General features: G+C 67.4%; 26 protein-coding genes and 1 riboswitch. Of the genes, 11 read left to right on the top strand and 15 right to left on the bottom strand.

Annotation, left to right across the window (positions count from 1 at the left end; translation table 11 throughout):
- On the bottom strand, nt 1–1,542 hold the full coding sequence (locus tag DZC73_RS22540) for a tetratricopeptide repeat protein (protein WP_124542637.1): 1,542 nt from the start codon (nt 1,540–1,542) through the stop codon (nt 1–3).
- A gap of 144 nt (nt 1,543–1,686) precedes the next feature.
- Between DZC73_RS22540 and upp the strand changes: the two genes are divergently transcribed.
- On the top strand, nt 1,687–2,319 hold the full coding sequence (gene upp / locus DZC73_RS22535) for a uracil phosphoribosyltransferase (RefSeq protein WP_124542636.1): 633 nt from the start codon (nt 1,687–1,689) through the stop codon (nt 2,317–2,319).
- Between the two features lie 9 nt (nt 2,320–2,328).
- On the opposite strand, the gene atpE is transcribed toward upp, so the two are convergent.
- Nucleotides 2,329–2,571: a F0F1 ATP synthase subunit C gene (gene atpE, locus DZC73_RS22530; RefSeq protein WP_124542635.1), complete on the bottom strand. Its 243-nt coding sequence runs from the start codon at nt 2,569–2,571 to the stop codon at nt 2,329–2,331.
- 105 nt (nt 2,572–2,676) lie between these two features.
- Here atpE and DZC73_RS22525 point away from each other — a divergent pair, with 105 nt between their 5' ends.
- Nucleotides 2,677–3,951: an amidohydrolase family protein gene (locus DZC73_RS22525; protein WP_124542634.1), complete on the top strand. Its 1,275-nt coding sequence runs from the start codon at nt 2,677–2,679 to the stop codon at nt 3,949–3,951.
- A gap of 22 nt (nt 3,952–3,973) precedes the next feature.
- Here the strand turns inward: DZC73_RS22525 and lepB are convergent, their stop codons facing one another.
- Together lepB and DZC73_RS22515 are read right to left on the bottom strand one after the other, a co-directional pair.
- Nucleotides 3,974–4,780, bottom strand: coding sequence for a signal peptidase I (gene lepB, locus DZC73_RS22520; protein WP_161974704.1), 807 nt, complete (start codon nt 4,778–4,780; stop codon nt 3,974–3,976).
- A 149-nt stretch (nt 4,781–4,929) separates the two neighbouring features.
- A complete protein-coding gene (locus DZC73_RS22515) occupies nt 4,930–5,562 on the bottom strand; it encodes a TetR family transcriptional regulator (RefSeq protein ID WP_124542632.1) in 633 nt (210 codons plus the stop codon).
- Nucleotides 5,563–5,642: 80 nt separating this feature from the next.
- On the opposite strand from DZC73_RS22515, the gene DZC73_RS22510 reads away from it, so the two are divergent.
- From DZC73_RS22510 to DZC73_RS22490, 5 genes are all read left to right on the top strand, one after another.
- Entirely contained in the window at nt 5,643–6,308 is a 666-nt protein-coding gene (locus DZC73_RS22510) for an O-methyltransferase (RefSeq protein ID WP_124542631.1), read from the top strand.
- 128 nt (nt 6,309–6,436) lie between these two features.
- Nucleotides 6,437–7,645: an arabinose transporter gene (locus tag DZC73_RS22505; RefSeq protein ID WP_124542630.1), complete on the top strand. Its 1,209-nt coding sequence runs from the start codon at nt 6,437–6,439 to the stop codon at nt 7,643–7,645.
- A 41-nt stretch (nt 7,646–7,686) separates the two neighbouring features.
- Nucleotides 7,687–8,508, top strand: a complete 822-nt coding sequence (locus DZC73_RS22500; RefSeq protein ID WP_235835242.1) for a hypothetical protein — start codon at nt 7,687–7,689, stop codon at nt 8,506–8,508.
- On the top strand, nt 8,505–8,861 hold the full coding sequence (locus DZC73_RS22495) for a hypothetical protein (RefSeq protein ID WP_124542628.1): 357 nt from the start codon (nt 8,505–8,507) through the stop codon (nt 8,859–8,861). Before DZC73_RS22500 ends, DZC73_RS22495 begins: the two co-directional genes overlap by 4 nt.
- Nucleotides 8,862–8,911: 50 nt before the next feature.
- Nucleotides 8,912–10,150, top strand: a complete 1,239-nt coding sequence (locus DZC73_RS22490; RefSeq protein ID WP_235835241.1) for a serine hydrolase domain-containing protein — start codon at nt 8,912–8,914, stop codon at nt 10,148–10,150.
- 4 nt (nt 10,151–10,154) lie between these two features.
- Here the strand turns inward: DZC73_RS22490 and DZC73_RS22485 are convergent, their stop codons facing one another.
- On the bottom strand, nt 10,155–11,027 hold the full coding sequence (locus DZC73_RS22485) for a sterol desaturase family protein (RefSeq protein WP_407924123.1): 873 nt from the start codon (nt 11,025–11,027) through the stop codon (nt 10,155–10,157).
- A 132-nt stretch (nt 11,028–11,159) separates the two neighbouring features.
- Between DZC73_RS22485 and DZC73_RS22480 the strand changes: the two genes are divergently transcribed.
- Complete coding sequence (locus DZC73_RS22480; protein WP_124542626.1) at nt 11,160–12,047, top strand: LysR family transcriptional regulator; 888 nt, start codon at nt 11,160–11,162, stop codon at nt 12,045–12,047.
- 27 nt (nt 12,048–12,074) lie between these two features.
- On the opposite strand, the gene DZC73_RS22475 is transcribed toward DZC73_RS22480, so the two are convergent.
- Both DZC73_RS22475 and DZC73_RS22470 read right to left on the bottom strand, forming a co-directional pair.
- Nucleotides 12,075–13,169 carry a M48 family metallopeptidase gene (locus DZC73_RS22475; protein ID WP_161974703.1) on the bottom strand — a complete coding sequence of 365 codons (1,095 nt, stop codon included), beginning with the start codon at nt 13,167–13,169 and terminating at the stop codon, nt 12,075–12,077.
- A 7-nt stretch (nt 13,170–13,176) separates the two neighbouring features.
- A complete protein-coding gene (locus DZC73_RS22470) occupies nt 13,177–14,388 on the bottom strand; it encodes a YjgN family protein (protein WP_124542624.1) in 1,212 nt (403 codons plus the stop codon).
- Nucleotides 14,389–14,495: 107 nt separating this feature from the next.
- Between DZC73_RS22470 and DZC73_RS22465 the strand changes: the two genes are divergently transcribed.
- Nucleotides 14,496–15,113 (top strand): glutathione S-transferase N-terminal domain-containing protein, encoded by a 618-nt coding sequence (locus DZC73_RS22465; RefSeq protein WP_124542623.1) that lies wholly within the window; start codon nt 14,496–14,498, stop codon nt 15,111–15,113.
- Nucleotides 15,114–15,132: 19 nt separating this feature from the next.
- Here DZC73_RS22465 and DZC73_RS22460 read toward each other — a convergent pair whose 3' ends face one another.
- From DZC73_RS22460 to DZC73_RS29800, 7 genes are all read right to left on the bottom strand, one after another.
- Entirely contained in the window at nt 15,133–15,780 is a 648-nt protein-coding gene (locus tag DZC73_RS22460; RefSeq protein WP_124542622.1) for a LuxR C-terminal-related transcriptional regulator, read from the bottom strand.
- 106 nt (nt 15,781–15,886) lie between these two features.
- Nucleotides 15,887–17,512 (bottom strand): FMN-binding glutamate synthase family protein, encoded by a 1,626-nt coding sequence (locus DZC73_RS22455; RefSeq protein WP_124542621.1) that lies wholly within the window; start codon nt 17,510–17,512, stop codon nt 15,887–15,889.
- 107 nt (nt 17,513–17,619) lie between these two features.
- Nucleotides 17,620–18,516, bottom strand: a complete 897-nt coding sequence (locus tag DZC73_RS22450) for an alpha/beta fold hydrolase (RefSeq protein WP_124542620.1) — start codon at nt 18,514–18,516, stop codon at nt 17,620–17,622.
- Nucleotides 18,517–18,532: 16 nt separating this feature from the next.
- On the bottom strand, nt 18,533–19,666 hold the full coding sequence (locus DZC73_RS22445; protein WP_124542619.1) for an ABC transporter permease: 1,134 nt from the start codon (nt 19,664–19,666) through the stop codon (nt 18,533–18,535).
- Complete coding sequence (locus DZC73_RS22440; protein WP_124542618.1) at nt 19,663–20,619, bottom strand: ABC transporter ATP-binding protein; 957 nt, start codon at nt 20,617–20,619, stop codon at nt 19,663–19,665. The genes DZC73_RS22445 and DZC73_RS22440 overlap by 4 nt, the downstream gene beginning before the upstream one ends.
- Nucleotides 20,616–21,575: an HlyD family secretion protein gene (locus DZC73_RS22435; protein ID WP_235835240.1), complete on the bottom strand. Its 960-nt coding sequence runs from the start codon at nt 21,573–21,575 to the stop codon at nt 20,616–20,618. The genes DZC73_RS22440 and DZC73_RS22435 overlap by 4 nt, the downstream gene beginning before the upstream one ends.
- Nucleotides 21,576–21,589: 14 nt before the next feature.
- Complete coding sequence (locus DZC73_RS29800; protein ID WP_161974702.1) at nt 21,590–22,216, bottom strand: TetR/AcrR family transcriptional regulator; 627 nt, start codon at nt 22,214–22,216, stop codon at nt 21,590–21,592.
- A gap of 50 nt (nt 22,217–22,266) precedes the next feature.
- A riboswitch (SAM riboswitch) is annotated at nt 22,267–22,339 on the top strand.
- A gap of 50 nt (nt 22,340–22,389) precedes the next feature.
- Here DZC73_RS29800 and metX point away from each other — a divergent pair.
- Together metX and metW are read left to right on the top strand one after the other, a co-directional pair.
- Nucleotides 22,390–23,553, top strand: a complete 1,164-nt coding sequence (gene metX, locus DZC73_RS22420) for a homoserine O-succinyltransferase MetX (protein ID WP_124542617.1) — start codon at nt 22,390–22,392, stop codon at nt 23,551–23,553.
- 58 nt (nt 23,554–23,611) lie between these two features.
- On the top strand, nt 23,612–24,196 hold the full coding sequence (gene metW / locus DZC73_RS22415) for a methionine biosynthesis protein MetW (RefSeq protein ID WP_124542616.1): 585 nt from the start codon (nt 23,612–23,614) through the stop codon (nt 24,194–24,196).
- 9 nt (nt 24,197–24,205) lie between these two features.
- On the opposite strand, the gene DZC73_RS22410 is transcribed toward metW, so the two are convergent.
- Nucleotides 24,206–25,093 carry an isocitrate lyase/PEP mutase family protein gene (locus DZC73_RS22410; RefSeq protein ID WP_124542615.1) on the bottom strand — a complete coding sequence of 296 codons (888 nt, stop codon included), beginning with the start codon at nt 25,091–25,093 and terminating at the stop codon, nt 24,206–24,208.
- Nucleotides 25,094–25,108 lie beyond the last annotated feature (15 nt).

Below are 25,108 nucleotides of genomic sequence, written 5' to 3'. Positions count from 1 at the left end.
TCAGCGCTGCGATGACGAGGTCCTGAGGCCGGGGCCTTCGGCGCGCAGGCGCTCGATCTCCGCCCCTGCCCTGGCCTTGTCGCACTGGTAGCGGATTTCCATCGACATCGCCAGGTCTGCGGCCCGCTTGGCCTGCGAGAGTTCCGAGGCCGCCACGGCTGCACGCTCGTGGTCCAGCGCACGACGCAGGTCGCCGGCCGCTTCGTAGGCCAGGGACATCTCATGGTGCAGGTCGCTGGAAACGACGTAGCCCTCCAGCGTCTTCGCGGTGGCGATGGCCTGCTCCAGGTAGTGCACCGCCGCGGTGGGCGCGTGGCTGCCCGGCGGTGGCGGCAGGCCGGCTCCGAGCGCGATCTGCCCCAGCACGCGCAGGGAATCGATCTCGGGCTTGGCCGCCTTGCGTGAACGCGAGATCGCCATCGACGCCTCGATGGCCGCCTGCGCCAGCCCCGTCTGGCCGAGCCGGTGCAGCGCCAGGGCCTGCCCGCGGTAGGCGTCTTCCAGGTGCACGCCGTAGTCCAGCTTGTGGGCGAGGGTCTGCACCTCGCGGTACTTGTCCAGCGCCGCCTGGTGGTCGCCTTCGTGCAGCAGCAGGTCGGCGATGTGGCTGGTGAGGATGAGCATCTCCGAGGTCGGCTGCTCGCCCTTCACCAGCGCCAGCGCCTCGTCGAACATCTGCCGCGCAGCCTCCTTGCGGCCCAGGCGGCGCAGCACGTCGCCCAGTTGCATGGTGGCGTAGCCCACGTCCTTGGTCCAGCCGACCTGCTGTGCCAGGGCCAGGCCGCGCTCCACCCAGTCGAGCGCGTCGGCGAAGGCGCCCAGGGCGACGTAGTTGTCGGCCACGTTGAGCAGCATGTAGATCGCGGTGCGGATCTGCCCGCTGGCGATGGCGTTCTCGTAGTGGTCCATCAGCAGCCGGGTGCCGGCCACGAGGTCGCCGCGCAGGTAGCACTGCCAGCTGCGCGCCCGTGCCAGGCTGGCATGCAGGCCCGGGTGGTCGAGCTGGGCGGCGCGGGCGAAGGCCTCGTCCCAGTCCAGCGTGTCGGCCGTGAGGTTGTTGTCGGCCAGCGCCCGGTAAGCCCGCGCGGTGCGCCAGCGCAGTTCGTCGCCGCAGTCCTTGAAGACCTGGGCCGCCTCCTCGTTGCAGCGGATGCGGCGGGCCATGTCGCCGCCCATGCCGGCCACGCCCTGCTCGATGAGCAGGCTGTCGCCGACGCCCACGGCGTCGGCCACGGATTCAAAGCCCTGCCGCCCGGCCTGCACCTGCGCGTCGGCCTCGGCCAGGCGCATGCGAAGCCGCAGCACCTCGGCGCGCACCAGCGCGAAGCGGGCATGGGCGCGGACGGCGTCGGGCGAGGTGGCAGCCAGCGCCGCAAGCGCCGGCTGCGACTGCAGGATCAGCTCCAGCGCCCGGTCCGGGTCGCGCTGGCGCAGGTACCAGGCCAGGGCCACGTTCTCGCGCAGGCCGCGCGAAGCCTTCTCCAGCCTGCGGAGGTCGGGCTCCAGGCCGAAGAAATCCAGCTCGCGGTCCGTGGCGGTCAAGCGGTCTCCTGGGGGGCGGGGGCAATGACGACAAGCAGCGGCGCCCGGCCATTATTCGGAAATTCGGCGCGGCCACAACCCACGGCCGGATTGCCCGCGTGCGGCCCGCGGCGCTATGCTGGCCGTCAGCTTTCAGGAGCCATCATGTCGCCTCAGGTGCACCACGTCACGCATCCGCTGATCCAGCACAAGCTCACGCTGATGCGCCAGAAGGACCGCAGCACCAACAGCTTCCGGCGGCTGCTCAATGAAATCAGCATGCTGATGGCCTACGAGGTCACGCGCGACATGCCCACTTCGATGATCGAGATCGAGACGCCGCTGGAGACCATGCAGGCGCCGGTCATCGACGGCAAGAAGACGGTGTTCGTGAGCATCATGCGCGCCGGCGCCGGCTTCCTGGACGGCATGCTCAACGTGGTGCCCGGCGCGCGCATCGGCCACATCGGCCTGTACCGCGACCCCAAGACGCTGGTGGCGGTGGAGTACTACTTCAAGATGCCCGCCGACATGCACGAGCGCGATGCCATCGTGCTGGACCCGATGCTGGCCACCGGCAATTCCGCCGTGGCGGCGGTGGACCGGCTGAAGGAGACCCGGCCCAAGTCCATCCGCTTCGTGTGCCTGCTGGCCGCACCCGAGGGGCTGGCGAACTTCCACGCCAACCACCCGGACGTGCCCGTCTACGTGGCCGCCATCGACCGGCAGCTCAACGAACACGGCTACATCGTGCCGGGGCTGGGCGATGCGGGCGACCGCATCTTCGGCACGAAGTAGCGTTCCCGCTCAATGCCTGAACGGATTGGCCGTGGCGAACCACAGGCCGATGCCGGTGGCGATGATGAAGGCACCGTCGAGCACGCCCACCATCAGGAAGACCTTGGTCTGCAGGCTCTCCATGAGCTCGGGCTGGCGGGCTGACGATTCGAGGAACTTGCTGCCCAGGAAGCCCACGCCCAGGCAGGAACCGATGGCTCCCAGTCCGATCATGTGGCCCACCGCGAGGGGGAGAAGGTCGATGCCGTTCACTTGGCGCTCCTTGTTGGCTGTTGAGGATCTGTGCTGTTGACTGAATCCTCGGGTCTTCGGTGCGCAGCGTCCATGACCTCAGAGGTCATGGCGTAGAGTGCGAGCATGGGTGCGCTTCTTCTGAGAAACGTCGCGTTTGCCGACGGCCGGGCGGGTCAGGATGTGCTGGTGCAGGCAGGGCGCATCGCCGCCATCGGGCCGGCGCTGGCAGCGCCTGAAGGCGTGGAGGTCATCGACGGCGGCGGGCAACTGCTCGCGCCGCCCTTCGTCGATTCGCACTTCCACATGGATGCGACGCTCTCCTACGGCCTGCCGCGCGTCAACAACAGCGGGACGCTGCTCGAAGGCATCGCCTTGTGGGGCGAGCTCAAGCCGCAGCTCACGCAGGAGGCGCTGGTGGAACGCGCCATGCGCTACGGCGACTGGGCGATTGCCAAAGGGCTGCTGGCCATCCGCACGCATGTGGACGTGTGCGACGACCGCTTGCTGGCGGTGGAGGCGCTGCTGCATGTGAAGCAGCGCCTGGCCCCCTTCATCGACCTGCAGCTCGTCGCCTTCCCGCAGGACGGGCTGCTGCGTTCACCCACGGCACTGGCGAACCTGGAGCGCGCGCTGGACCTGGGCGTGGACGTGGTGGGAGGCATCCCGCATTTCGAGCGCACCATGGCCGACGGCGCCGAGTCGGTGCGCATCCTGTGCGAGATCGCCGCCGAGCGCGGCCTGATGGTGGACATGCACTGCGACGAGAGCGACGACCCGCTGTCGCGCCACATCGAGACGCTGGCTTTCGAGGCGCAGCGGCTGAAGCTGCACGGGCGCGTCACCGGCTCGCACCTCACGTCCATGCATTCGATGGACAACTACTACGTGTCCAAGCTGCTGCCGCTGATGGCCGAGGCCGGCGTGAACGCGGTGGCGAATCCGCTCATCAACATCACCTTGCAAGGCCGCCACGACACCTACCCCAAGCGCCGCGGCATGACCCGCGTGCCCGAGCTGATGGCCGCCGGCGTGACCGTCGCCTTCGGCCACGATTGCGTGATGGACCCGTGGTATTCGCTGGGCTCCGGCGACATGCTGGAAGTGGCGCACATGGGACTGCACGTGGCGCAGATGACCTCGCAACAGCAGATGCGCGCGTGCTTCGATGCGGTGACGGTGAACGGCGCGACGGTGCTGGGGCTCGCGGACTACGGCATCGAGGTGGGCAAGCCGGCGGATTTCGTGCTGCTGCAGGCGCGGGATGCGATCGAGGCAATCCGGTTGAGGGCCACGCGATTGCTGGTGGTCCGGCGCGGCAAGGTCGTGGCACGCACAGCGCCGCAGACGGCGCAACTGAGCGTTCCGGGCCGGCCTTCCGTCATCGATTGGAAGCTCTGACCCGGCCCCGGCCTTGCCGGGTTCACGGCTTGACCAGGACCACCTTCCCCGTGATGTGATCCATCGGCACGAAGCCCCAGAACCGACTGTCGGCGCTGTTGTCCCGGTTGTCGCCAAGCACGAAGAAGTGACCCGCGGGGACACGGCAGGACAACTCGCCCTGGTTGCTCGTGCATTGCTCATGCATCGGAAAGTCAAGGTGTCCCACGCCCGGATCGATGCGCGCCTTGTCCAGCAGGATCGAATACTCGCGTCCCATCAGGGATTCGGTGTGGACCGCCCCGGAGCCCAGCGTTTCGGCATCAAGCTCATCCCTCACGAAATGCTGCTCGGCAGGCATGTCGTTCACGAAGAGCATCTTGGCCTTGTAGGTGACCTTGTCGCCGGGCAGGCCGACCAGCCGCTTGACGAAGTGGACAGCCCTGTCCTTCGGGTATTCGAAAACGAGGATGTCACCTCGTTCCAGCAACGCGGAGACGGGGCGCCGAACGCCATGGACCCCGAAGGTCCCGTAGTTTCCGTAGCCCCACTTCTGCACCACCAGCGTGGCGCCCATCGGCAGCGTCGGGCGCATCGACTGCGAGGGCTGGCGGAACGGCTCGAAGAAAAAACTGCGGACCGTCAGCGACGCCACCACCAGGCATGCGATGGCGCCCATCACGCCATACCATCGACTGAACCAGCGGCGCGGCTGCTGTGATTCGGACTTCGCGGCGAGCCAATAGGCGTGGATGGCGCCACCCACGAAGTACACAAGGCTCAACACATCCGTGACCCACGGGCTTGCTGGCGAAACCAGCAGGAACGCCAGCAGTCCCAGCGCGGCCAACAGGTACACCGCAGCCCATCGCGCACGGCCCACGTACAACATGGCGATGGGGGTGAAGATGAAGCAAAGCAGAACCGCCAGCCACTTCCGGGGTTGGGTGTGCATGATCAGATCACGTGGTTGTTGATGTCGATGCTCGCCGAGCTGCTTCAGCCCTTGCGCAGCTCAGCGATGTAGGCGCACAGCATATCCGCCATGGCATTGGAGTACGCCTTGATCTGCGCCGAAGTGCGCGGACGTTCCGAGTATTGCTTGCCCACGGCACTGAGCGTCGAGGTGACCAGGTTGGCCGCCAAGGCACGCCGGGCGGCCGGCACACCAGGCAGCACCTCCCGCATGAACGCCTGGACTGCACGCTCACCGGTGGACTTCACCTCACGTGCCTCCGGCGCATCCCGATAGAACGGCGCCGCATCGCTCAGCGCCGTGCGCACCTGCGCTTCCTCGCATTCCGAACGGATGAAGGCATGCACGAGAAGGCGCAGGCGCTCCATCGGCGGCTTGCTCTTGTCTTGCAGGATGCCGCTGAGCATCTCCGTCGTCTGCTGCCATTCGTCGCTTTGCAGCCGGAAGAGGATCGAGGCCTTGTTCGGGAAGTACTGGTAGACCGACCCGACGCTGACGCCGGCCCGTTCGGCGACGCGCGTCGTGGTGAAGCGGCGAGCTCCTTCCTTGGCCAGAACCTGAACAGCCGCTTCAAGGATCGCGCTGACGAGCTCGTTGGAGCGGGCCTGTTTCGGCTGCCTTCTCGAGGTGATGGAGGGGCTCTTGCGCTCGGTCATGGATGGGGTCCGCAATGCGAATAGGAAATCTGAATGTTCCTTCATATTATGCCGACACGCATTCCTCAACACACACACAGATGAACACCCTGACCACCTCGCCACTTGCTCCGTTGCTCGATCGCCTGTTCAAGGAAGCCGATGCCGCATCACCCCTGTCCAGCCCCGTGTTCGCGAACGTCTCGCATGAAGAGCGCACCCGCCTCATGCGCAGCAAGACCGACTACCTCGACCTCTACGGGCGGTTGAAGGACTTCCCGCTGCCCGTCTCGCGCGAGACGGGCACGCTGCTGTACATGCTGGCGCGAAGCTGCGGCGCACGCACCATCGTCGAGTTCGGCACCTCCTTCGGCATCTCCACCTTGCACCTGGCCGCGGCCTTGCGCGACAACGGCGGCGGCCGGCTCATCACCAGCGAGTTCGAGCCGTCGAAGGTGGCCCGGGCTCGCGAGAACTTCGCGTCCGGCGGCTTCAGCGACCTGGTCGACATCCGCGAAGGCGACGCGCTGCAGACCCTGAGTAGCGGCCTGCCGTCGTCCGTCGACCTGCTGCTGCTCGACGGCGCCAAGGCGCTCTACCCCGAGATCCTCGCGCTGGTGCAGCCTCACCTCAGGCCGGGTGCACTCGTCGTGGCCGACAACGCCGACTTCTGCCCCGAGTACCTGGACCTCGTGCGCTCGCCCGGCAGCGGCTACCTGTCGATTCCCTTCGGCGACGACGTGGAGCTGTCCATGCGCCTGGGCTGACGCACCTCCGCACCGCAGGTCCACACCGCACGTCAGCGTTTCACGTCAGCCAACGCACTCACCGATCCTCGTCGATCGGCGTGCGTGGCTGCACGCACGCGTCGAGCGAGGAATGCCTGGAGAACCCCTTGACTTTCTCATCGACACGCGACCCCGCCCGGGGCCGCCTCCTTCGGCTGACCGCCGTCCTGTTCATCGCCTACCTGTGCGTCGGGCTGTCTCTTCCGGTCGTGCCGGTCCACGTCATCGGACGGCTCGGCCTGGGCAACGCCTGGGCCGGACTGGCCGTGGGGACAGCGTTTTTCTCCACCATCCTGACCCGTGGGTTGGCCGGCAGCCTGTCGGATCGCCGCGGCGCCAAGGTCGCCCTGGTGCGTGGCCTGGCCTTCTACATCGCAGCGGCACTGGCCTCGTGCCTGGCCGGGCTGTTGCATGAGCCGTCGCTGGCCTTGGCGGCGCTGCTCATCGGCCGGCTGCTTCTCGGGCTCGGCGAGAGCCTGGTGGGGGTCGGCGTGGTTGCCTGGGGCATCGGCCTGGTCGGCCCGGCCCGCTCGGGCCAGGTGCTGGCGCTGGTGGGTGCCGCCATCTACGGGGCGCTGGCGGTCGGCGGACCGGTCGGGCTGGTGCTGCTGGACCGGCTGGGCTTCACCGGCACGATGGCGGTGAGTGCCGTGCTGCCGGTCCTCAGCCTGCTGGCCGTCTGGCGCATGGCGGGTGTGGCCGCGCATCCCGGCGCACAACGCCCGCCGCTGTGGCGAGTGGTCCGCATGATCCGCTGGCATGGTGCCATCGTCTGCCTGCAGGGCATCGGCTTCGCCGCCATCGGGGCGTTCTTCACGCTGCACTTCATGGCACGGCACTGGAACCATGCGGGCCTGGGACTGACAGCCTTCGGCACGGGTTTCGTGCTGGTCCGCGTGCTCGGCGGCCGCCTGCCCGATCGCATCGGCGGGCTGCCGGTGGCGATCGGTTCGCTGGCCATCGAAGCCATGGGCCAGGCACTGATCTGGCGTGCGGACCATCCCGCCTGGGCCTTGGCCGGCGCATTCCTCACCGGCCTGGGCTGTTCGATGATCTTCCCCGCCATGGGCCGGGAGGTGGTGCGCCTGGTGGAGCCTCATCTGCGAGGCACGGCCCTGGGCGGGTTCTCGGCCTTCCAGGACCTCGCGTACGGCCTGACGGGGCCCCTGGCCGGCCTGCTGGCCGACCATGCCGGCGAAGACAAGGTCTTTCTCATCGGCGCGGGAGCGGCAGCCGCGGGATGGCTGGTGGCGATCATCCTGCATCGCAGGAATGCGCCTGCGTCATCGGCTCCGCAGGCGGCCGCCGCCTCGTAGCGCCTCCGATGCCCAGGCATGGCCCTTGCCGGTTGTTCTGCATGTCATCGATGGGCCGGACGCTGTGTGCATGGCTTGGCATCGCATGGATTGCCGCGGGCACTGCCGTGCACGCGCAGGACAAGCCCAGGCAGGATCTGCCACCCGTCACCGTGACCGGCAAGGCCTCGCCGTCGGTGGAGAAATCCTTTCGCAAGATGGTGCAGGGCATGGACTATTTCGAGAAGATGCGGCCCGTCCTCGCGCCCGGTGCCACGCTGCGCTTCAAGCTGCTGCCGCGCAAGCCGGGCACGGACATGGACCACATCCTGCTGGAGGTCATCGGCACCAGCTTCGACCACGAAGTGCCCATCGCGGCGGACCACACCTTCGTGCTCCAGCGCGATGCGAAGGCCATGCAGGAGAACGCCGTCGTCACGCCCAACCGCCGGCGCCTGAGCATGACCTGGCGCACCGAGATCCGCACGCCGGAATGGCCGCCGGGCACGCGGCGGCTGGGCGACCTGCGCCTGGAGTGCCTGGTGGGCCTGGAGGCCGACCTGGTGTCCAACAGCAATCCGTTCGGCCGCCTCGCCGAGCTGTTCACCGACAAGCAGGGCTACTGCAACAAGAAGGAAGCCAGGTACCTCTTCTTCGCCGAGCGGCCGCTGTTCAGCGTGACGCTGGTGGCGGGCGAGCGGCGCGAAGTGATGCCCATCGACCAGCTGTACGCCGCGGCCAGCGACGACCCAGGCCTCAAGAGCGACCTGCCGTATTGCGATTGCGAGGTGCTGGTCGACCGCACCTACTTCCTGCCGCTGGGTGACCGCAGCTGGCCGGACGACACGCGGGTCGAGTTCGAGTACATGGACGAACGCCCATGAAGCGCGTGGGCTGCATCACCGTCTTCACAGCTTGCCTGTGTGTGGCTTGCGCGAGTCCGCCCGACGCTGCAACCGATGGCGCAGGAACGGCCCGCACGCCGGCAGGCCAGGCGCTCACGCCGCAGGCCGCGATGGACATGATTGCCATCGGCAGGAGCCGCAAGGCCGATGTCTCCTCAGCCCTCGGCACCGCCGTCGTCGTCCCGTTCGACAGCGGCTATGAAGTCTGGGTCTACCGATGGGCGGGCGCCGACAGGACGCCGCGTGCCGCGACCGAACTCGTCGTGCTGTTCGCGCCATCGGGCGTGGCCACCAAGGCCAGGATTCGACCGGGCCTTGCGCCTGTCGACTAGCGTGTGAAGCGGAAACGTCTGCTTCACAGTCGTCCGGCACCATGCATTGCATGAAACGTCTTTCCGCCTGCATGGCCGGCGCGCTCTTCATGGTGGGCGCCGCCACGGCCTCCCCTGATGAAGACCTCCTTGGCAAGCAACAGGGTTACCCACGCGCACCGAGGCTGTCCTCGATCCACGATCCGGCCTACATCGTGGGTTCGTTCAGCGGCATGGACCGCATCACGTCCCACTGCGAACTGGCTCCCGCCGAACAGCCTTCGTCGCTCAGGGCATCGGCCACGCAGGCGGCTGTGCGGTATCGGTTCGGCGGGCGCGAACACACCCTGGCCGACTACATGGAACACCAGCGCGCCACGGCCGTGCTGATCGTCAAGGATGGAGAAATCATCGCCGAGCGTTATGGCTACGGCCGCACGGCGGCCATGCGCATGCTGTCCAACTCCATGGCCAAGACGCTGGTCGCGCTGGCCGTGGGCCAAGCGCTCGAAGACGGCAGCATCAAGTCGCTGCAGGACACGGCCGATCAGTACGTCCCCGGGCTCACGGGCACCTTGTACGGCGGCACGCGGCTGGTGGACCTGCTGCGCATGGCCTCCGGCGCCAAGTATGTGGAGGACTACACCGACACGGATGATCGCAAGCGTTTCCTCGTCACCGCGGCGACACGAGGCGTGCTCGCGGCGGCCGCCCAGGTGAAGGAGCGGTCCGATCCGCCGGGGTCGCGATTCAACTACGCCGGCGCGCAGACCGAGGTGCTGGGGCTGGTGCTGCGCGCCGCCACGCATCGCAGCCTGTGCAGCTTCATCGACGAGACGATCTGGAAGCCGATGGGGGCGCAGTCCAAGGCGACGTTCCTGGTCCGTGCGTCAGACGATTCCGAGATCGCGCAAGGCGGCTTCAATGCGACGGCGCGCGACTATGCGCGCCTGGGGTGGATGCTCGCCAACGATGGCATGGCGCAGGACCGGCAGGTCATCTCGCGCGACTACCTGCTGGACATGACGGACCCCGCGCGCCAGCCCGAGGACTTCCGTCCCGGCCGCATGGACTACCACGGCCGAACGTACTACGGCTATGGCTTTCAGACCTGGCTTCTTCCCGGCAAGACAAGGCAGTTCGCGCTGCTGGGCGTGTACGGCCAGGCCATCTACGTCGACCCGCAGCTCAAGCTGGTGATGGTGCACCTGGCCGTCGGCAAGGACGCCTCCGGCGACGCGAGCGGTGCCCACCTGGGAGCAGAGCGCGATGCCTTGTGGCGAGGGCTGGTCGCCGGCATGGCTCGCTAGCTGGCTAGCAAGCCTTGGCCCCGTCGGCATCCACCTCGCTTGGCGCATGCACCCGTCCGCCGCGGGCCAGCACTGAATGCTGGCGCCGCGACTGGAACAGCGGGTAGAACATCTCCACGAACCAGCGCTCCTTGCCGAAGACGAGGTCGTCCTGCAGGCCGACCTTGGCCGGATAGCGCCGGGTGATCTTCGCGGTGCCGAAGACCATGTCCCACACGAACAGCAGGTTGCCGAAGTTGCCCTTGTAGTGGCCGATGCCGTCGTCGTTCGTGAGCGCATGGTGCGCCCAGTGCGTGGCCGGCGTGGAGATGGTGCGTTCCAGCACCCAGGCCAGTGGATGCAGCCAGCGGATGCGGTACAGCGGCTCGTCCCACCGCACCGCGCTGTGCGCGCCCAGGATGACCGTGAGCTTCACGACGATGTACACGAGGTAGACCGTGCCGAAGCCGAGGTAGACGAGCACGCCGGAGATCCACAGGCCCGGCATCATCAGGTAGTAGAAGAAGTTGTTGCGGTAGGTGATGCGGATGCTCATGTAGTGCGCCGTGTGGTGCGCACGGTGCAGCGGCCACAGCAGCGGCGTGTGCGACACGCGATGCCACCAGTACTGCGTCATGTCGTCGCCCACCAGCAAGATGGCCGTCATCGCCCACCACGGCAATGACGACCAGGCGCCACGCTGGTCCGGCATGAGCCATGCGCACAGCTTGCCGGTGAGCATGAAGGCCAGTGGCTGCGAGATCGCGATGAGCGCGATGAACATGAAGAGTTCGAGCCGGGTGTCGTCGGCCGTCGCATGGAAGTTCCTGTGTCGTCCGGAAGCGACTTCCAGCACCGCGAAGGTGAGGATGATCGTGGCGAGCACGATGTTCTGCACGGGATTCACGTCGCTTGTCTCCTGTCATGCCAGACCGTGGACGCATTCTTCGGAGAAACTCGCATTGAGTCCAATGCATTCTGACGCCAGGATCGATGCATCGCCTGCAATTGCCTGTGGCAATCGGAATCCATGGACCTCAGACGCTGGACCCACGTCGTCGCCGTCGCGGACTGCCGCAGCTTCGTGCGCGCCGCCGAGCGCGTGCACCTCAGCCAGCCGGCGTTGACCCGCAGCATCCAGGCGGCGGAAGCCGAGCTGGGTCTGCGGCTGTTCGACCGCGGCACCCTGGAGGTGGTGCCCACGCCAGCAGGCGAGTTCGTGATCGCGCGGGCGCGGCAGTTGGTGTTCAACAGCCATTGCCTGGAGCGCGACGTCGAGCTCTACCGCAACCGCAGCCTGGGTGACACGGCATTCGGCGTCGGGCCGTTTCCTGCGGCGACCTTCCTGTCGCCTTTGCTGGCCGGCTTGCGACGCGAGTTCCCGCAGGTGAGATTGAGGGTGGAAGTGAGCAACTGGCAGCAGCTGTTCAAGCGATTGCTCGAGGAAGACATCGAGTTCTTCGTGGCCGACACGCGTGACTTGCCGGTGCAGCCGAACGTCCAGATCCGCAAATTGCGCAGGGAACCGGGCGGGTTCTTCGTGCGGGCCGGGCATCCGCTGGGCCGGAAGAAGCCGGTGACGATTCAGCAGGTGTGGGAGCACGGGGTCGCGTCGGTGCGCTTGCCGGTGGGGGTGCGGGAGGTCATTGCTCGGCTGCTGGATGCAGCGCCGGGAAACGGCCCGCCCGTGGCCTTGGAGTGCGATGACGTGGAGACCCTGAAGCGTGTCGCGCTGGACAGCGACACGGTGCTCGGAGCCCCGCTGGCAGCCGTGGAGCCGGAGGTGGCGGCGGGCACCCTGCGGCGGCTGGCGGTGACGGGCCTGCCCGAGATGGTGTCGGAGATGGGAGTGGTGAGCCTGCGGGGAAGAACGCCGTCGCCGATGGCGGAGCTGGTGATGGCCCGGTTGCCGAGGTGACCCGCGGACGCGAGCCTCACCCGCCGCTCAGCGTGCCGCGTCGCGGAAGAACGCGATGCGCTCTTCATCCGCCGGATGCGACGCGATCGCGATGCCCAGCCACGATGACTCACGTCGCCGCGCACCCTTGGCGGCCTTGGGCTCCGAGGCCGCCTTGGGCGCGGACGCCGCCTCGCTGCCCTCGGGCTCGTAGGTGGCGATCAGCTCGAAGAACTTCACCATTGCCGAGGGCGGAATGCCGGCCGCCTTCATGAGACGCACCGACTCCACGTCCGCTTCGCGCTCCGCATCGCGCGAGTAGCTGGCCTGGCCCAGCCACACCGGCGCCGCCGCCAGCAGGCCGTTGAAGTCGCCGAAGACCAGCGAGGACACGGCACCCAGCGCGCTCACCTGCGCCAGCATGCGCATGCCGTGGCGCTTGCGCACGTGGCCCAGTTCATGGCCCAGCACGCCCACGATCACCTGCTCGTCGCCCTTGACCAGCTTGACGAGCTCGTCGGTCAGCACCATGGTGCCGCCCGGCAGCGCGAAGGCATTGGGGCCGATGCTGCTCTTGCGGAACACGAGCTGGTAGCGCGGCGCCGTGCCCGGCGGCAGCGTGGCCACGGCACGTTCAAACGCCGTGCGGATGCGTGCCTGCTGCTCGGCCGGCAGTTGGCTGGGCGACATGAGTTGCCCGTCCACCGACGCGAACGCCGACTCGCCGATGGATTCATCCACGCTGAGCGGGATGAAAGCCACCGACTTGCGCGCGGCCCACGGCAGGCCCCATTGGTAGCCCGCGGCGAGCACCGCCACCGTGACGAAGAGGCTGGCCACCACCCAGCGCCAGCTCTGCTGCACCTTGACCACGAAGGACTCGTGGTGCCCGCCGGCCTGCGTCCAGGCGTCCCAGGCGCCGGCGTCACCGCATTGGATGGACGCACCATCGCTCAGGTGCGCCACGCGCATGCCATGCCGGGTGCGTTCGGGCCACATGACCTGCCGGCACGGCACGCGGCGCGACACGCCCTCGCCTTCGATGGCGAGCGAGTCGCCCTCCAGCGAGAGCATGACGGGATGCGCACGGGCACTGCGGCCGTCGAAGTAGTCCGCCGCCAGCGGAACGCGCGCGTCGCTCATGGCTGTGTCACAGGCCGATGTCGATGCCGAAGAAGTCGCCGGCCGCATCGCCCGCCGCATCGGTCTCGGCCACGCGCAGCTGCTGGTGCAGGTCGTCGAGGTCGAGCGAGGTGGCGATGGAGACCGCCTGCAGGCGCAGCCGGGTCACCGCCACGCGGGCGAAGGGCCAGTACAGGCCGAGCGTCAGCACCATCAGCAGCCAGTTCTTCAGCGTGAGGCCGAGCAGGGCGCCGAAGCCCAGGCGGCTCTTGAACTGCAGGCGCTGCGCGTCGGTGCGGTTCCACACCAGGTTCTGCAGCTGCGACTCGAAGTAGGGGCGCGGCAGCAGCTGGACGACCAGCAGCATGACCGCCATGACCACGAACGTGGCAATGATCACCGCCAGCTGGTTGGGGTTCGGGTTTCCCTTGCCGAACGCCATGCTCGCAAAGCCGACCGCCGCCAGCACGATCATCACGATCACCATCACCACTCCGGCCAGCAGGCTCACGCCGAAGGTCTTGGCGAAGACGCCGTAGAACGAGACAAGGCGCGCCTTGAAGCCGGTCTGCACCTGGCCGATGGCGTAGTGGTCGTGCTGGTACTTCTTGAAGTTCCACAGCAGCCACGGGCCGCTCACCAGCAGAGACAGCATGATCACGCCATAGGCCGGGAAGAACCATGACGGAATCTCCTGCGGCTTCTCCGGATGCAGCCCCATGCTGAGGATCACGAACGCCAGGCCGGGAACGAACAGGGGAATCATGGCCTTGTAGGCACCGGCCATGTCGCCCTTGAACTGGAAGCGCAGGCCGCGCCAGCTGGTGTTGGCCAGGCGGAACTTCATCGATGCGCGCAGCAAGGCGGGCCAGATGGCCCCGAGGATCAGAAAGGCCACGAGCGTGGCGATGGGCGACACCTTGGTCGCGGCCACATACAGCCCCGACAGCACGGCCACCAGGATGTAGCCGCGCAGCATCTTCGCAGGCTTGCCGTGGAAGTCCAGCGCGTGGCCGTCCACCACGGTGTTGCCGTAGAAGTAGCGCAACCGCCGCACCTTGGCCCAGGGGAAATACAGGCCCACGGTGACGATGGTCAGCAGCAGGTTGACGATCCAGATGCGGAAATATTCGCTGCCCGAACCGGTGAAGCGGATGTCGATCGTGCGCTCGCGGGGCGCGGCGGCAGGATCGAAACTGGGCTCGACGGTCGCCGAGCCGGTGAATGACGATGTGCTCATCGTTGCTTGCCCGCCGCATGAGGCGGCGGGTCTCCTCCCGCGTCAAACTCTATCATCCTGTGCGACAGGCCCCTTCGCTAGAATCAAATCGAACAGGGACACCCACAATGAAACTCATCGGCTCGCTCCTCAGCCCCTACGTGCGCAAGGTCCGCATCGTGATGGCGGAAAAGAGGCTGGACTACCAGCTCGAACAAGAAGACGTCTGGGGCCAGGACCGCATCCTGGATTCCAACCCATTGGGCAAGGTGCCCGTGCTGGTGATGGAAGGCGGCGAGGCGGTGTTCGATTCGCGCGTCATCGTCGAATACGTGGACACGCTCTCGCCGGTGGGCCGCCTCATTCCCGAACGCGGCCGCGAACGCGCCGAGGTGCGCACCTGGGAAGCGCTGGCCGACGGCCTGTGCGACGCGGCCATCCTCGCGCGGCTGGAACGCACCTGGGTGGGGCGCACCGACGGGCAACGCAGCCAGGCCTGGATCGACCGCCAGATGGTGAAGGTGAACTCCGCCCTCGAAGCCATGAGCCTCGGCCTGGGCGACAAGGCCTTCTGCTCGGGCATCCATTTCTCGCTGTCGGACATCGCGGTCGGCTGTGCCGTGGGCTACCTGGACCTGCGCTTTCCCGAGATCGACTGGCGCAGCCCGCATCCGAACCTCGCCAAGCTGTTCGAGAAGCTGTCGCAGCGGCAGAGCTTCATCGACACGGCGCCGGTGGCGCCCTGAGCCGCCACCCTGAGCCGCTTCAACCGGCCGCGAACGAGAAGTTGGCCGAGCGCACGTCGAACTGCAGCTTGCGGTAGATGTTGCGCATGCGGGCACCGACGGCCTGCGCCGTGAGCTGCAGGCCGCGCGCCACTTCGTTGGGCAGGTAGCCTTCGGCGGTCCACTGCAGCAGCAGGCGGTCCGTCTCGGTGAGCTGCATGGGATTGCGGTTCGACCCCGCAAAGTCGCTCGCCACCCACTCGGCCTTCGCGAAATGCTTCCTCACATGCCGCGCGATCTGCGGGGACATGCTGGATTCACCGCGCAGCAACTGCTGGATCGCCGCGATGAGCGGCACCGTCGGCCGCGCATCGGCGTAGTAGCCGTCCGCGCCGTGGCACAGCGCATCGATGAGGCGCGGATCATCCACCGACACCGCAAGCGCGAGGATGAGCGGCTTGCCGAAGCTGCCCTGGCTGCGAAGGCTCTGCAGCAGCGACTTCAGGTGCGTGGGCGGCAGCATCAGGTCGACGATGACCAGGTCCGGCAGGCCTTGCTTGAACACCTCACGCAAGGCGGGCAGGCTGTCGGCCACGCCGGTCACCTCCAGGTCCGGAGCCTGCGAGATTTCCTCGCGCAGGCGATGCGCGAGCTTCATGTCGCCATGCATCAGGACCACAGTGCTCATTTGCGCGCCATCCCTTGTTCTTTTGAAGAGTGCGGGGGATTCTTCCAGCGCGCCCGCCGCACCACACCCCCGCGATTCCGGGGTGTGCGCCGGCCCACCCCTCGGTTCAGGGGGACGCGGCGAAGCTGTGCGCGCTGGCCATGGGCCAGTAAAGGCGAAAGACCGCGTGCGGCATGTCGCCTTCCAGCAAAGCCCCCGGTCGCACGAAGGGCAAGAGGTTGGCCAGCAGCTTGACCTCATGGTCGGCGGTGCGCCGCACGATGTGCGAGGCCGTCACGTCGCCGGGGTGGGTGAGGCCGGCGGCCTGCACCAATTCCTTCAGCGCCTTGAGGGTGTTCTCGTGGAACTGGTAGACACGCTCGGCCTTGGTGGGCACGTGCAGCGCCTTCTGGCGCGTCGCGTCTTGCGTCGTCACGCCGGTGGGGCAATGGCCGGTGTGGCAGCTCTGCGCCTGGATGCAGCCCAGCGCGAACATGAAGCCCCGCGCCGCGTTGCACCAGTCGGCGCCCAGGGCCATCATGCGGGCGACGTCGAAGGCGCTGACCACCTTGCCGGCGCAGCCCACCTTGATCCTGTCGCGCAGGTTCAGTCCGGTGAGCGTGTTGTGCACCAGCAGCAGCCCTTCCTGCAGCGGCGCGCCGACGTGGTCGGTGAACTCCAGCGGCGCGGCGCCCGTGCCGCCCTCGGCGCCGTCAACCACGATGAAGTCCGGCACGATGCCCGTCTCCAGCATGGCCTTGGCGATGGCGAACCACTCCCACGGATGGCCGATGCACAGCTTGAAGCCGGTGGGCTTGCCGCCCGACAGCTCGCGCAGCTTGTCGATGAACTGCATCATGCCCACGGGCGTCGAGAACGCGCTGTGCGCCGCCGGCGAGATGCAGTCCTCCCACACCGTCACGCCGCGCGCCTCGGCGATCTCGGGCGTCACCTTCGGGCCAGGCAGCACACCGCCATGGCCGGGCTTGGCGCCCTGGCTCAGCTTCAGCTCGATCATCTTCACCTGCGGGTCGCGCGCGTTGGCGATGAAGCGTTCCTCGTTGAAGCTGCCGTCGGCGTTGCGGCAGCCGAAGTAGCCCGAGCCGATCTCCCAGATGAGGTCGCCGCCGTTCTCGCGGTGGTAGCGGCTGATGGAGCCTTCGCCGGTGTCGTGCGCGAAGCCGCCTTTCTTCGCGCCCTGGTTGAGCGCGAGGATGGCATTGGCCGACAACGCGCCGAAGCTCATCGCCGAGATGTTGAACACGCTCGCGCTGTAGGGTTGCGCGCGGCCGGCGCCGATGGTCAAGCGGAAGTCGTGCGACGGCAGGTGCGTGGGCACCAGGGAATGGTTGATCCATTCGTAGCCGAGCGCGCCCACGTCCATCTGCGTGCCGAAGGGCCGCTTGTCCTGCTCGCCCTTGGCTCGCTGGTAGACCAGCGAGCGCTGCTGGCGCGAGAAAGGCGCGGCCTCGTTGTCGCCCTCGATGAAGTACTGGCGGATCTCCGGCCGGATGAACTCCAGCAGGAAGCGCAGGTGGCCAATGACGGGGTAGTTGCGCAGGATGGAGTGCCGTGTCTGCACCGTGTCGCGCACGCCCAGCACCACCAGCGCGAGGAACAGCACCGCGAACACGCCGCCGGTGTGGAAGGCCACGAAGGTGAACAGGCTGAGCAGGAAGCCGAAGCCGCAGATCAGCCACACCATGTAGCGGATCGGAAACTGTTCGTTGAGCTTGAGCAGCCAGGCAGGCATGGGCATCCCCTCCCGATGGAAAGCAGGTGCATGGTAGCCGCGCGACGGCACGGCCGGGCTGGCGGCAGACCGGTGTTTGCCCGGCCTTCGCGGCGCGCCAGCGCGCGCTACGCGTCCATCATCGACACGATCTCTCGCGTCGTGAGCTCCGGCAGCTCCTCGGGGATGAAATGCCCCGCGTCCACGTGGCGTCCCGTCACACGGCCCGCACATTGCGCCTGCCACATGCCGATCGGGTCGAACAGTGCCTCGATGACGCCGCGCGAGCCCCACAGCAGCCGCAGGTTGCAGCCGATCTTCTCGCCGCGTTCGCGCGAGGCGCGGTCATGGTCCAGGTCGATGCCGGCCGAGGCGCGGTAGTCCTCGCAGGCGGCGTGGATGGCTTCGGCACGGCAAAAGCAGCGGCGGTACTCGGCGATGGCATCGGGCTCCATGAACGCATGCCCGTTGGAGCCCCAGGCGCCCAGCTTCCAGTGCAGGTAGAAGGCCGGATCGCCGCCGATCATCTTCTCCGGCAGCGGCGCAGGCTGGATGAGGTGGAACCAGTGGTAGTAGTAGCTCGCGAAGCGCATGTCGGTGGCGTCGTACATGTCCAGCGTGGGCGCGATGTCGATGAGCATCAGCTTGTCGACCGCCTGGCGATGGTCCAGTGCCAGGCGGTGCGCCACGCGGCCGCCGCGGTCGTGGCCCACCACCGCGTATTGCGTGTGGCCGAGCGACTGCATCAGCGCCGCCATGTCTGCCGCCATCGCGCGCTTGCTGTAGTTGAAGTGGTCCGGCAGTCCGTCGGGCTTGTCGGAGTCGCCGTAGCCGCGCAGGTCGGGCATGACGAGGAAGAAGCGGTCCTGCAGCTCCTGCGCGATGCGGTGCCAGATCGCATGCGTCTGCGGGAAACCGTGCAGCAGCAGCAGCGGCTGCCCTTTGCGCTTGCCGCCGGTGCGGGCGTAGATCTGCACGCCGTTGACCTCGTGGAAGCCTTCGTCGAATCCTTCGAACCAAGCCACGGTCGTCTCCTGATTTCTAGTCGAGTGTCTGACGATACCTCGCCAGCGCCACGGCGCCTGCCACCGCCAGGAAGGCCAGCATCGGCCACAATTCCGGCAGCAGCTGCGCCGCGTCGTTGCCCTTGAGCATGATGCCTCGAACCACGCGCAGGAAGTGCGTGAGCGGCAGGATTTCCCCCAGCCATTGCGCCCATGGCGGCATGCCGCGGAAGGGAAACATGAACCCTGACAGCAGCATGGACGGCAGGAAGAAGAAGAACGTCATCTGCATGGCTTGCAGCTGGTTCTGCGCCAGCGTGGAGAAGGTGAAGCCCACGGCCAGGTTGGCCAGCATGAACACGCCGATCATCGCCATGAGCAGCACGAAGCTGCCCACCATGGGCACGTCGAACAGCGCGAAGGCGGCGATGAGGATGACCGCGAGCTGGATGTAGCCGATGACGATGTACGGCAGGATCTTGCCGATCATCACTTCCACCGGCCGCACCGGCGTGGCCAGCAGGTTCTCCATGGTGCCGCGCTCGCGTTCGCGGGTCATCGCCAGGCCCGTGAGCATCACCATGGTCATGGTGAGGATGGTGCCGATGAGCCCCGGCACGATGTTGTAGCGCGACAGGCCCTCGGGGTTGTAGCGGCGGTGCACGCGCAGCTCGAAGGGCTGGGCGCCGGGCTGCAGGTGCTGCAGCGGGCCGTGCAGGTCGTTGTTCAGCGCCTGTTGCGCGACCTGGCCGAGCGCCGCGATGGCATTGCCCGAGGCGGACGGGTCGGTCGCATCCACCGCGATCAGCAGCGCCGGCTTCTCGCCGCGCACGACGCGCGTGCCGAAGTCCGGCGGGATGCTCAGCATGAACTGCACCTCGCCGGTCTCGATGAGCGCTTCGGCCTGCGCCTCGCTCGCGCTGCGGTGCGTGATGCGGAAGTAGCCGGTGTTCTGCAAGGCCGCCGCCAGGCTGCGTGCCATGGGGCTGTCGTCGTAGGACACGATGGCCGTGGGCAGGCCCTTGGGGTCGGTGTTGATCGCGTAGCCGAACAGGACCAGCTGCAGGATGGGCACGCCGATCGCCATCGCGAAGGTGAGGCGGTCGCGCAGCATCTGCTGGAACTCCTTGATGAAGATCGCCAGCGTGCGGTGCGTGGAGAAGGCCTTCATCGCGCGGGCTCCGGCGGCCTGCCTTGCGCGAAGTTGTCCTGCGCCTGGCCGATGAGGCTGATGAAGACGTCCTCCAGGTTGGGTTCGGCGCGATGCCAGCGCAGGCCCTGCTGCTCACGGTAGGGCGCGATGGCGGACTCGAGCTGCGCGTCGTCCTGGCCGGCCACGTGCAGGGCATTGCCGAAGGCCGCCACGCTGAGAACGCCCGGCGCCTTCTTCAAGGGCTCGACCAGCTGGGACACCTCGCCCTCCACCGCCCACACGTGCAGCTTCGACGCCTCGATGATCTCGCGCTCCGTGCCGCGCGCGAGCGTCTTGCCGTAGGCGATGTAGGCCAGTTCGTGGCAGCGCTCGGCCTCGTCCATGTAGTGCGTGGACACGAGCACGGTGATGCCCTGCGCGGCCAGGCGGTGGATCTCGTCCCAGAAGTCGCGGCGCGCCTTGGGGTCCACGCCGGCGGTGGGTTCATCGAGCAGCAGCAGGCGGGGCTCGTGGATGAGGCAGGACGCGAGCGAGAGGCGCTGCTTCCATCCGCCCGACAGCGAGCCTGCCAGTTGCTCCTGGCGTTCGACCAGGCCCAGGCGTTCAAGTGCGGCGTCCACCGCGCGTTTCCTCTCGGGCAGTTCGAACAGGCGCGCCACGAAGTCCAGGTTCTGGCGGATGGACAGGTCGTCGTACAGGCCGAACTTCTGCGTCATGTAGCCGACTTGGCGGCGGATCTCCAGTGGCTGCTTGCGGATGTCCAGGCCCAGGCAGGTGCCGTCGCCCTCGTCGGGCGTGAGCAAGCCGCACAGCATGCGGATGGTCGTCGTCTTGCCGCTGCCGTTGGGCCCGAGGAAGCCGCAGATGCGGCCGGTGCGCACCTGCAGGTCCACGTGGTCCACCACGGTGCGCGGGCCGTAGCGCTTGGTCAGGCCGCGCACGTCGATGGCCCAGTCGGTGGCCTGATTCACGACCGGGTCCGCTGCACGTCGATGGGCTGGCCGGGCTTGAGCTTCGCGCCCTCGTCGCCTTGCGGGCGGGCCTCCACCATGAACACCAGGCGCGAGCGCTGCGAGTTCGAATAGATGATCGGCGGCGTGTACTCCGGCTGCGTGGCGATGAACTCGATGCGTGCATTGATGCGCGACGGACAGCCATCGCAAGACAGCGACACCGCCTGCCCCACGGCCAGCGAGGCGATCTCGCTCTCAGGCACGAAGAAGCGGGCCTTCGTCGAAGCCGGCGGCAGCAGCGACAGCACCGGCTGACCCGGAGGCACCCATTCGCCCACCCGGAAGAAGGTGTCGGCCACCTGCGCTTTCGCGGGCGCAGCCTGCTGCTTCTGCTGCGTGCGCCACTCGCTTTGCTTGAGCGAATGGCGGGCTGCCTCGGCCGATGCAGTGGCCGCGGCGCGCTCGTCTTCTCGCGCCGGCAGCCTCGCCACGCGCAAGGCGGCGTTGAGTTCGCTGACGCGCTGGTTCGCTTCGGTGACCGCGGTGCGCGCATCGTCCAGCCGCGATTGCGAGATGAAGCCTTGCGACAGGAGTTGCTGCTGACGAGTGAGCTCGGTGGATGCGCGCTGCGCTTCGGCTTGCGCCTGCTTCAGCTGTGCTTCGGTGACGGCGATCTCATCGGGCCGGCGGCCCTTGGTGGCGTTGGCTGCCTGTGCCTGTGCGCCGGCGAGCCGTGCCGCCGCTTCTTCGCGTGCCGCCGTCTCGCTGCCCGACTCCAGAAGGAACAGCGGCGCTCCCGCATCCACGGCCTGCCCGCGCCGGACGGCCAGTGACTGCAAGGTACCGCCGACCGGCGAGCTCACATAGACGTAGTCGCCCTCGACATAGCCGGACCAGCCGGCGGGTTCCTTGTGCGTGCAGGCAACCAGGGTCATCACGGTGAGTGCGACGACGGTGCGTGGACTGGGCTTCATGCAACCTCCTTCGTTCAGGCGCGTGCCAGCGTCTCGATGGCCAGGTCGACGCGCTGCGCGATGGCTTCATCGCTGAGCACCTGCTGGTCGAACATCTTGCGAAACGGCGTGCCTTCCAGGGCCACGTCCGCCAGGCCGGCCGCGAAGATGATGGGCAGCAGCACCGAGCCCATGAGCATCACGAAGCGCTGCAGCGGCGGCAGCTCCCGCAGCACGCCCTCGGCCTGCGCCTCTTGCAGCAGGCCCAGCAGCAGCCCCAGGTGGCGCGGCGCGTTGCCGCGCATGAAATCCACCGCCACCGCTTCGCCGCTGACGGCATCCATCCACACCCGAGCGAACACCTTGCGGTGCTCGCGCAACAAGCCCCCCACGACGATCAAGGCCTCGCGCAGCCGGTCCAGCGCCGCGCCTTCGTGCTCGATCGCGTGCGACAGCCCGTCGAACATCTCCTCGTACACCTGCTGAAGCACGGCGCGCAGGAAGTTGTCCTTCGTCTTGAAGTGGTAATGGAACATGCCCTGGTTCACACCCGCGTGCTCGGCCACGGCGCGAACCGACAAACCGGCACAGCCCACCGCAGGAAACAGCTCGCGCCCGGCTTGCAGCAAGGCGAGGTCGACGTTCTTGGAAGGGCGTGGCATGCCGCATTATTAGTCGATTGACTAGTTTTGTGCAAATCCCTGAAGCTATACTGCCCTTCAGCGCTGATTTGTTCCGGCTTGCGGGCGCTCTATAAAACCAGCTAAAGACAGGACCCACACGACCGGTGTCCCGCTTTGGCGGCGCCGGTTTTTTTGTTGGGTCTTCACCTCCGATGCAATCTGTTGGAACCGTCGCGCCCCAGTCGCTGCACTTCGCGCAGGCCCTGCCGCTGCGCAGCGGCGCGCAGCTGCGCGACTACACCCTGGTCTACGAGACCTACGGCACCCTCAATGCCGACAAGAGCAATGCGGTGCTCGTGTGCCATGCGCTCAATGCCTCGCACCACGTCGCGGGCGTTCACGCCGGCGTCGAGAAAAGCACCGGCTGGTGGGACAACCTGGTGGGCCCGGGCAAGCCGCTGGACACCAACCGCTTCTTCGTCATCGGCGTGAACAACCCGGGCTCGTGCTTCGGCTCGACCGGCCCCATGCACACCAACCCCGACACGGGCCGGCCCTACGGCGCGGACTTCCCGGTGGTGACGGTGGAAGACTGGGTCGACGCGCAGGCCAGGCTGCTCGACGCGCTGGGCATCCGCCAGCTCGCCGCGGTGCTGGGCGGCAGCCTGGGCGGCATGCAAGCGCTGAGCTGGTCGCTGCGGCACCCGGACCGCCTGCGCCACTGCATCGCCGTGGCCACCGCGCCCAACCTCTCGGCACAGAACATCGCCTTCAACGAGGTGGCACGGCGCGCCATCATCACCGACCCCGACTTCCATGGCGGGCACTTCTACGAGCACGGCGTGGTGCCCAAGCGCGGACTGCGCGTGGCGCGCATGATCGGCCACATCACCTACCTGAGCGACGACTCCATGGAGGCCAAGTTCGGCCGCGGCATGAAGGCCGACACGCTGAACTACAGCACGCAGGACATCGAGTTCGAGATCGAAAGCTACCTGCGCTACCAGGGCGACAAGTTCAGCGACTACTTCGACGCCAACACCTACCTGCTGATCACCCGCGCGCTGGACTACTTCGACCCGGCGCGCGATTTCGGCGGCGACCTGAGCGCCGCCTTCGCGAACGCCAGGTGCCACTTCCAGCTCGTGAGCTTCACCACCGACTGGCGCTTCTCGCCGGCACGCTCGCGCGAGATCGTGAAGGCGCTGGTGGACAACAAGCACAAGGTGGCCTACGCGGAGATCGACGCGCCGCACGGACACGACGCCTTCCTGCTGGACGACTCGCGGTATCACAACGTGCTGCGTGCGCGCTTTGACAACATCGCGAAGGAGTCCGAGGCGGGCAAGCCGGTGTTCAAGGGAGTGGCCGTATGAGCCCCGCCCGGCCGCCCGAAGGGGCTCGCACCGCAGTGCGCAGCACGGAGGTTACCCAATGAGCGAGCGCAAGGACATGGAGCTGATTGCGCAGCTCGTTCCCGAAGGGTCGCGCGTGCTCGACCTCGGCTGCGGCAACGGCGAGCTGCTCGCGCTCTTGCGCGACACACGACGCTGCACGGGCTACGGCGTGGAGATCAGCGACGAGAACGTGCTGGCCTGCACCAGGCGCGGCGTGGACGTGATCCAGCTCAACCTCGAAGACGGCCTCGCGATGTTCGAGGACCAGAGCTTCGACGTGGTGCTGCAGCTGGACACCATGCAGCACCTGCGAAACACCGAACGCATGCTGCGAGAGACGGCGCGGGTCGGCCGCATCGGCATCGTGAGCTTCCCGAACTTCGCGCACTGGCGCAACCGGCTGCACATCGCGGCCGGGCGCATGCCGGTGACGAAGGCGCTGCCCTACGAGTGGTACAACACGCCGAACATCCGCGTGGGCACCTACGCGGATTTCGAGGTGCTGGCCGGCAAGTGCGGTTTGCGGGTGCTGGACTCGTTCGGCATCCAGGGCGGCGACGCGGTTCGCAGCTGGCCGAACCTGCGCGCCAGCGTGGCGGTGTTCAAGTTCGAGCGGACTTGAAACGGCACGTCATGCCCGCGCATCCAGCGACGGGTTGAGGCGGTCCTTCCAGGCCTGCTCGAAAATCCGGTTCAGCTCCGGCTGCGGGATCTGATCTCTGGCGTAAGAGACGGTGCCGGCATCGCGCAACTCACGCGCCGCGCGCCGAACCAGGCCAAGCGCCGCACGGGCGATCGATCCGCCGACGCTCACCCGGCGGACGCCGGCATCAATCAGGTCCCGCGCGCTCGACCCGGCCTCGTTCAGGCCGACGACCAGATTCACCGGCGCACCGATGTTCTGCACGAGATGCCTGGCTCGCACGGCATCCGCCACGCCCGGCACGAAGATGCAATGCGCGCCGGCTCGGATGAAGCGTTGCGCGCGTTCGATCGCGGCGTCCAGTCCACGGGCCGGGTCGCACTGCACGGCGTCGGTCCTGGCGTTGAGCACGAAGGTCCTGCCGCTGGCGATCGCTGCTTCGTGCGCGGCCAGGAGCCGCTCGGCCGCCAGGCACAGGTCGTACAGGCGACCGGTCGCCCGGTCCACGTCCTCGATGTTGGCGCCGGCGGCGCCCGCATCGATGGCCATCCTCACTGTTTGCGCCACCTCCTGCGGCGTTCTTCCGTAACCGGATTCGAGGTCGGCATTCACCGGGATGTCGACAGCGTCGACGATCTGGCGCAGGCGGTCGATGGCTTCATCGCGTGAGACCGCGAAGCAGAACTCGCTCACCGCGTAATCCGGCTTGCCCAGCGAGAAGGCGATGCCGGCACTCGTGGTGCCGATCGCCTCGAAGCCTTCCGATGCGAGCAGCACCGCACTGCCGGCATCCCAGGCGTTGGGCATCACGAAACCGGCCTTGTCCTCGTGCAGTTCAAGAAAGGACTGGCCTCGATCACGGGCGGTCTTGCTCATCGCGCATCTTCCGTT

The sequence above is a fragment of the Rhizobacter terrae genome, from assembly GCF_003852895.1.
Taxonomy (GTDB): domain Bacteria; phylum Pseudomonadota; class Gammaproteobacteria; order Burkholderiales; family Burkholderiaceae_C; genus Albitalea; species Albitalea terrae.
The sequence above is the reverse complement of the archived record's forward strand: the minus strand, read 5'-3'. Positions and strand labels throughout refer to the sequence as shown.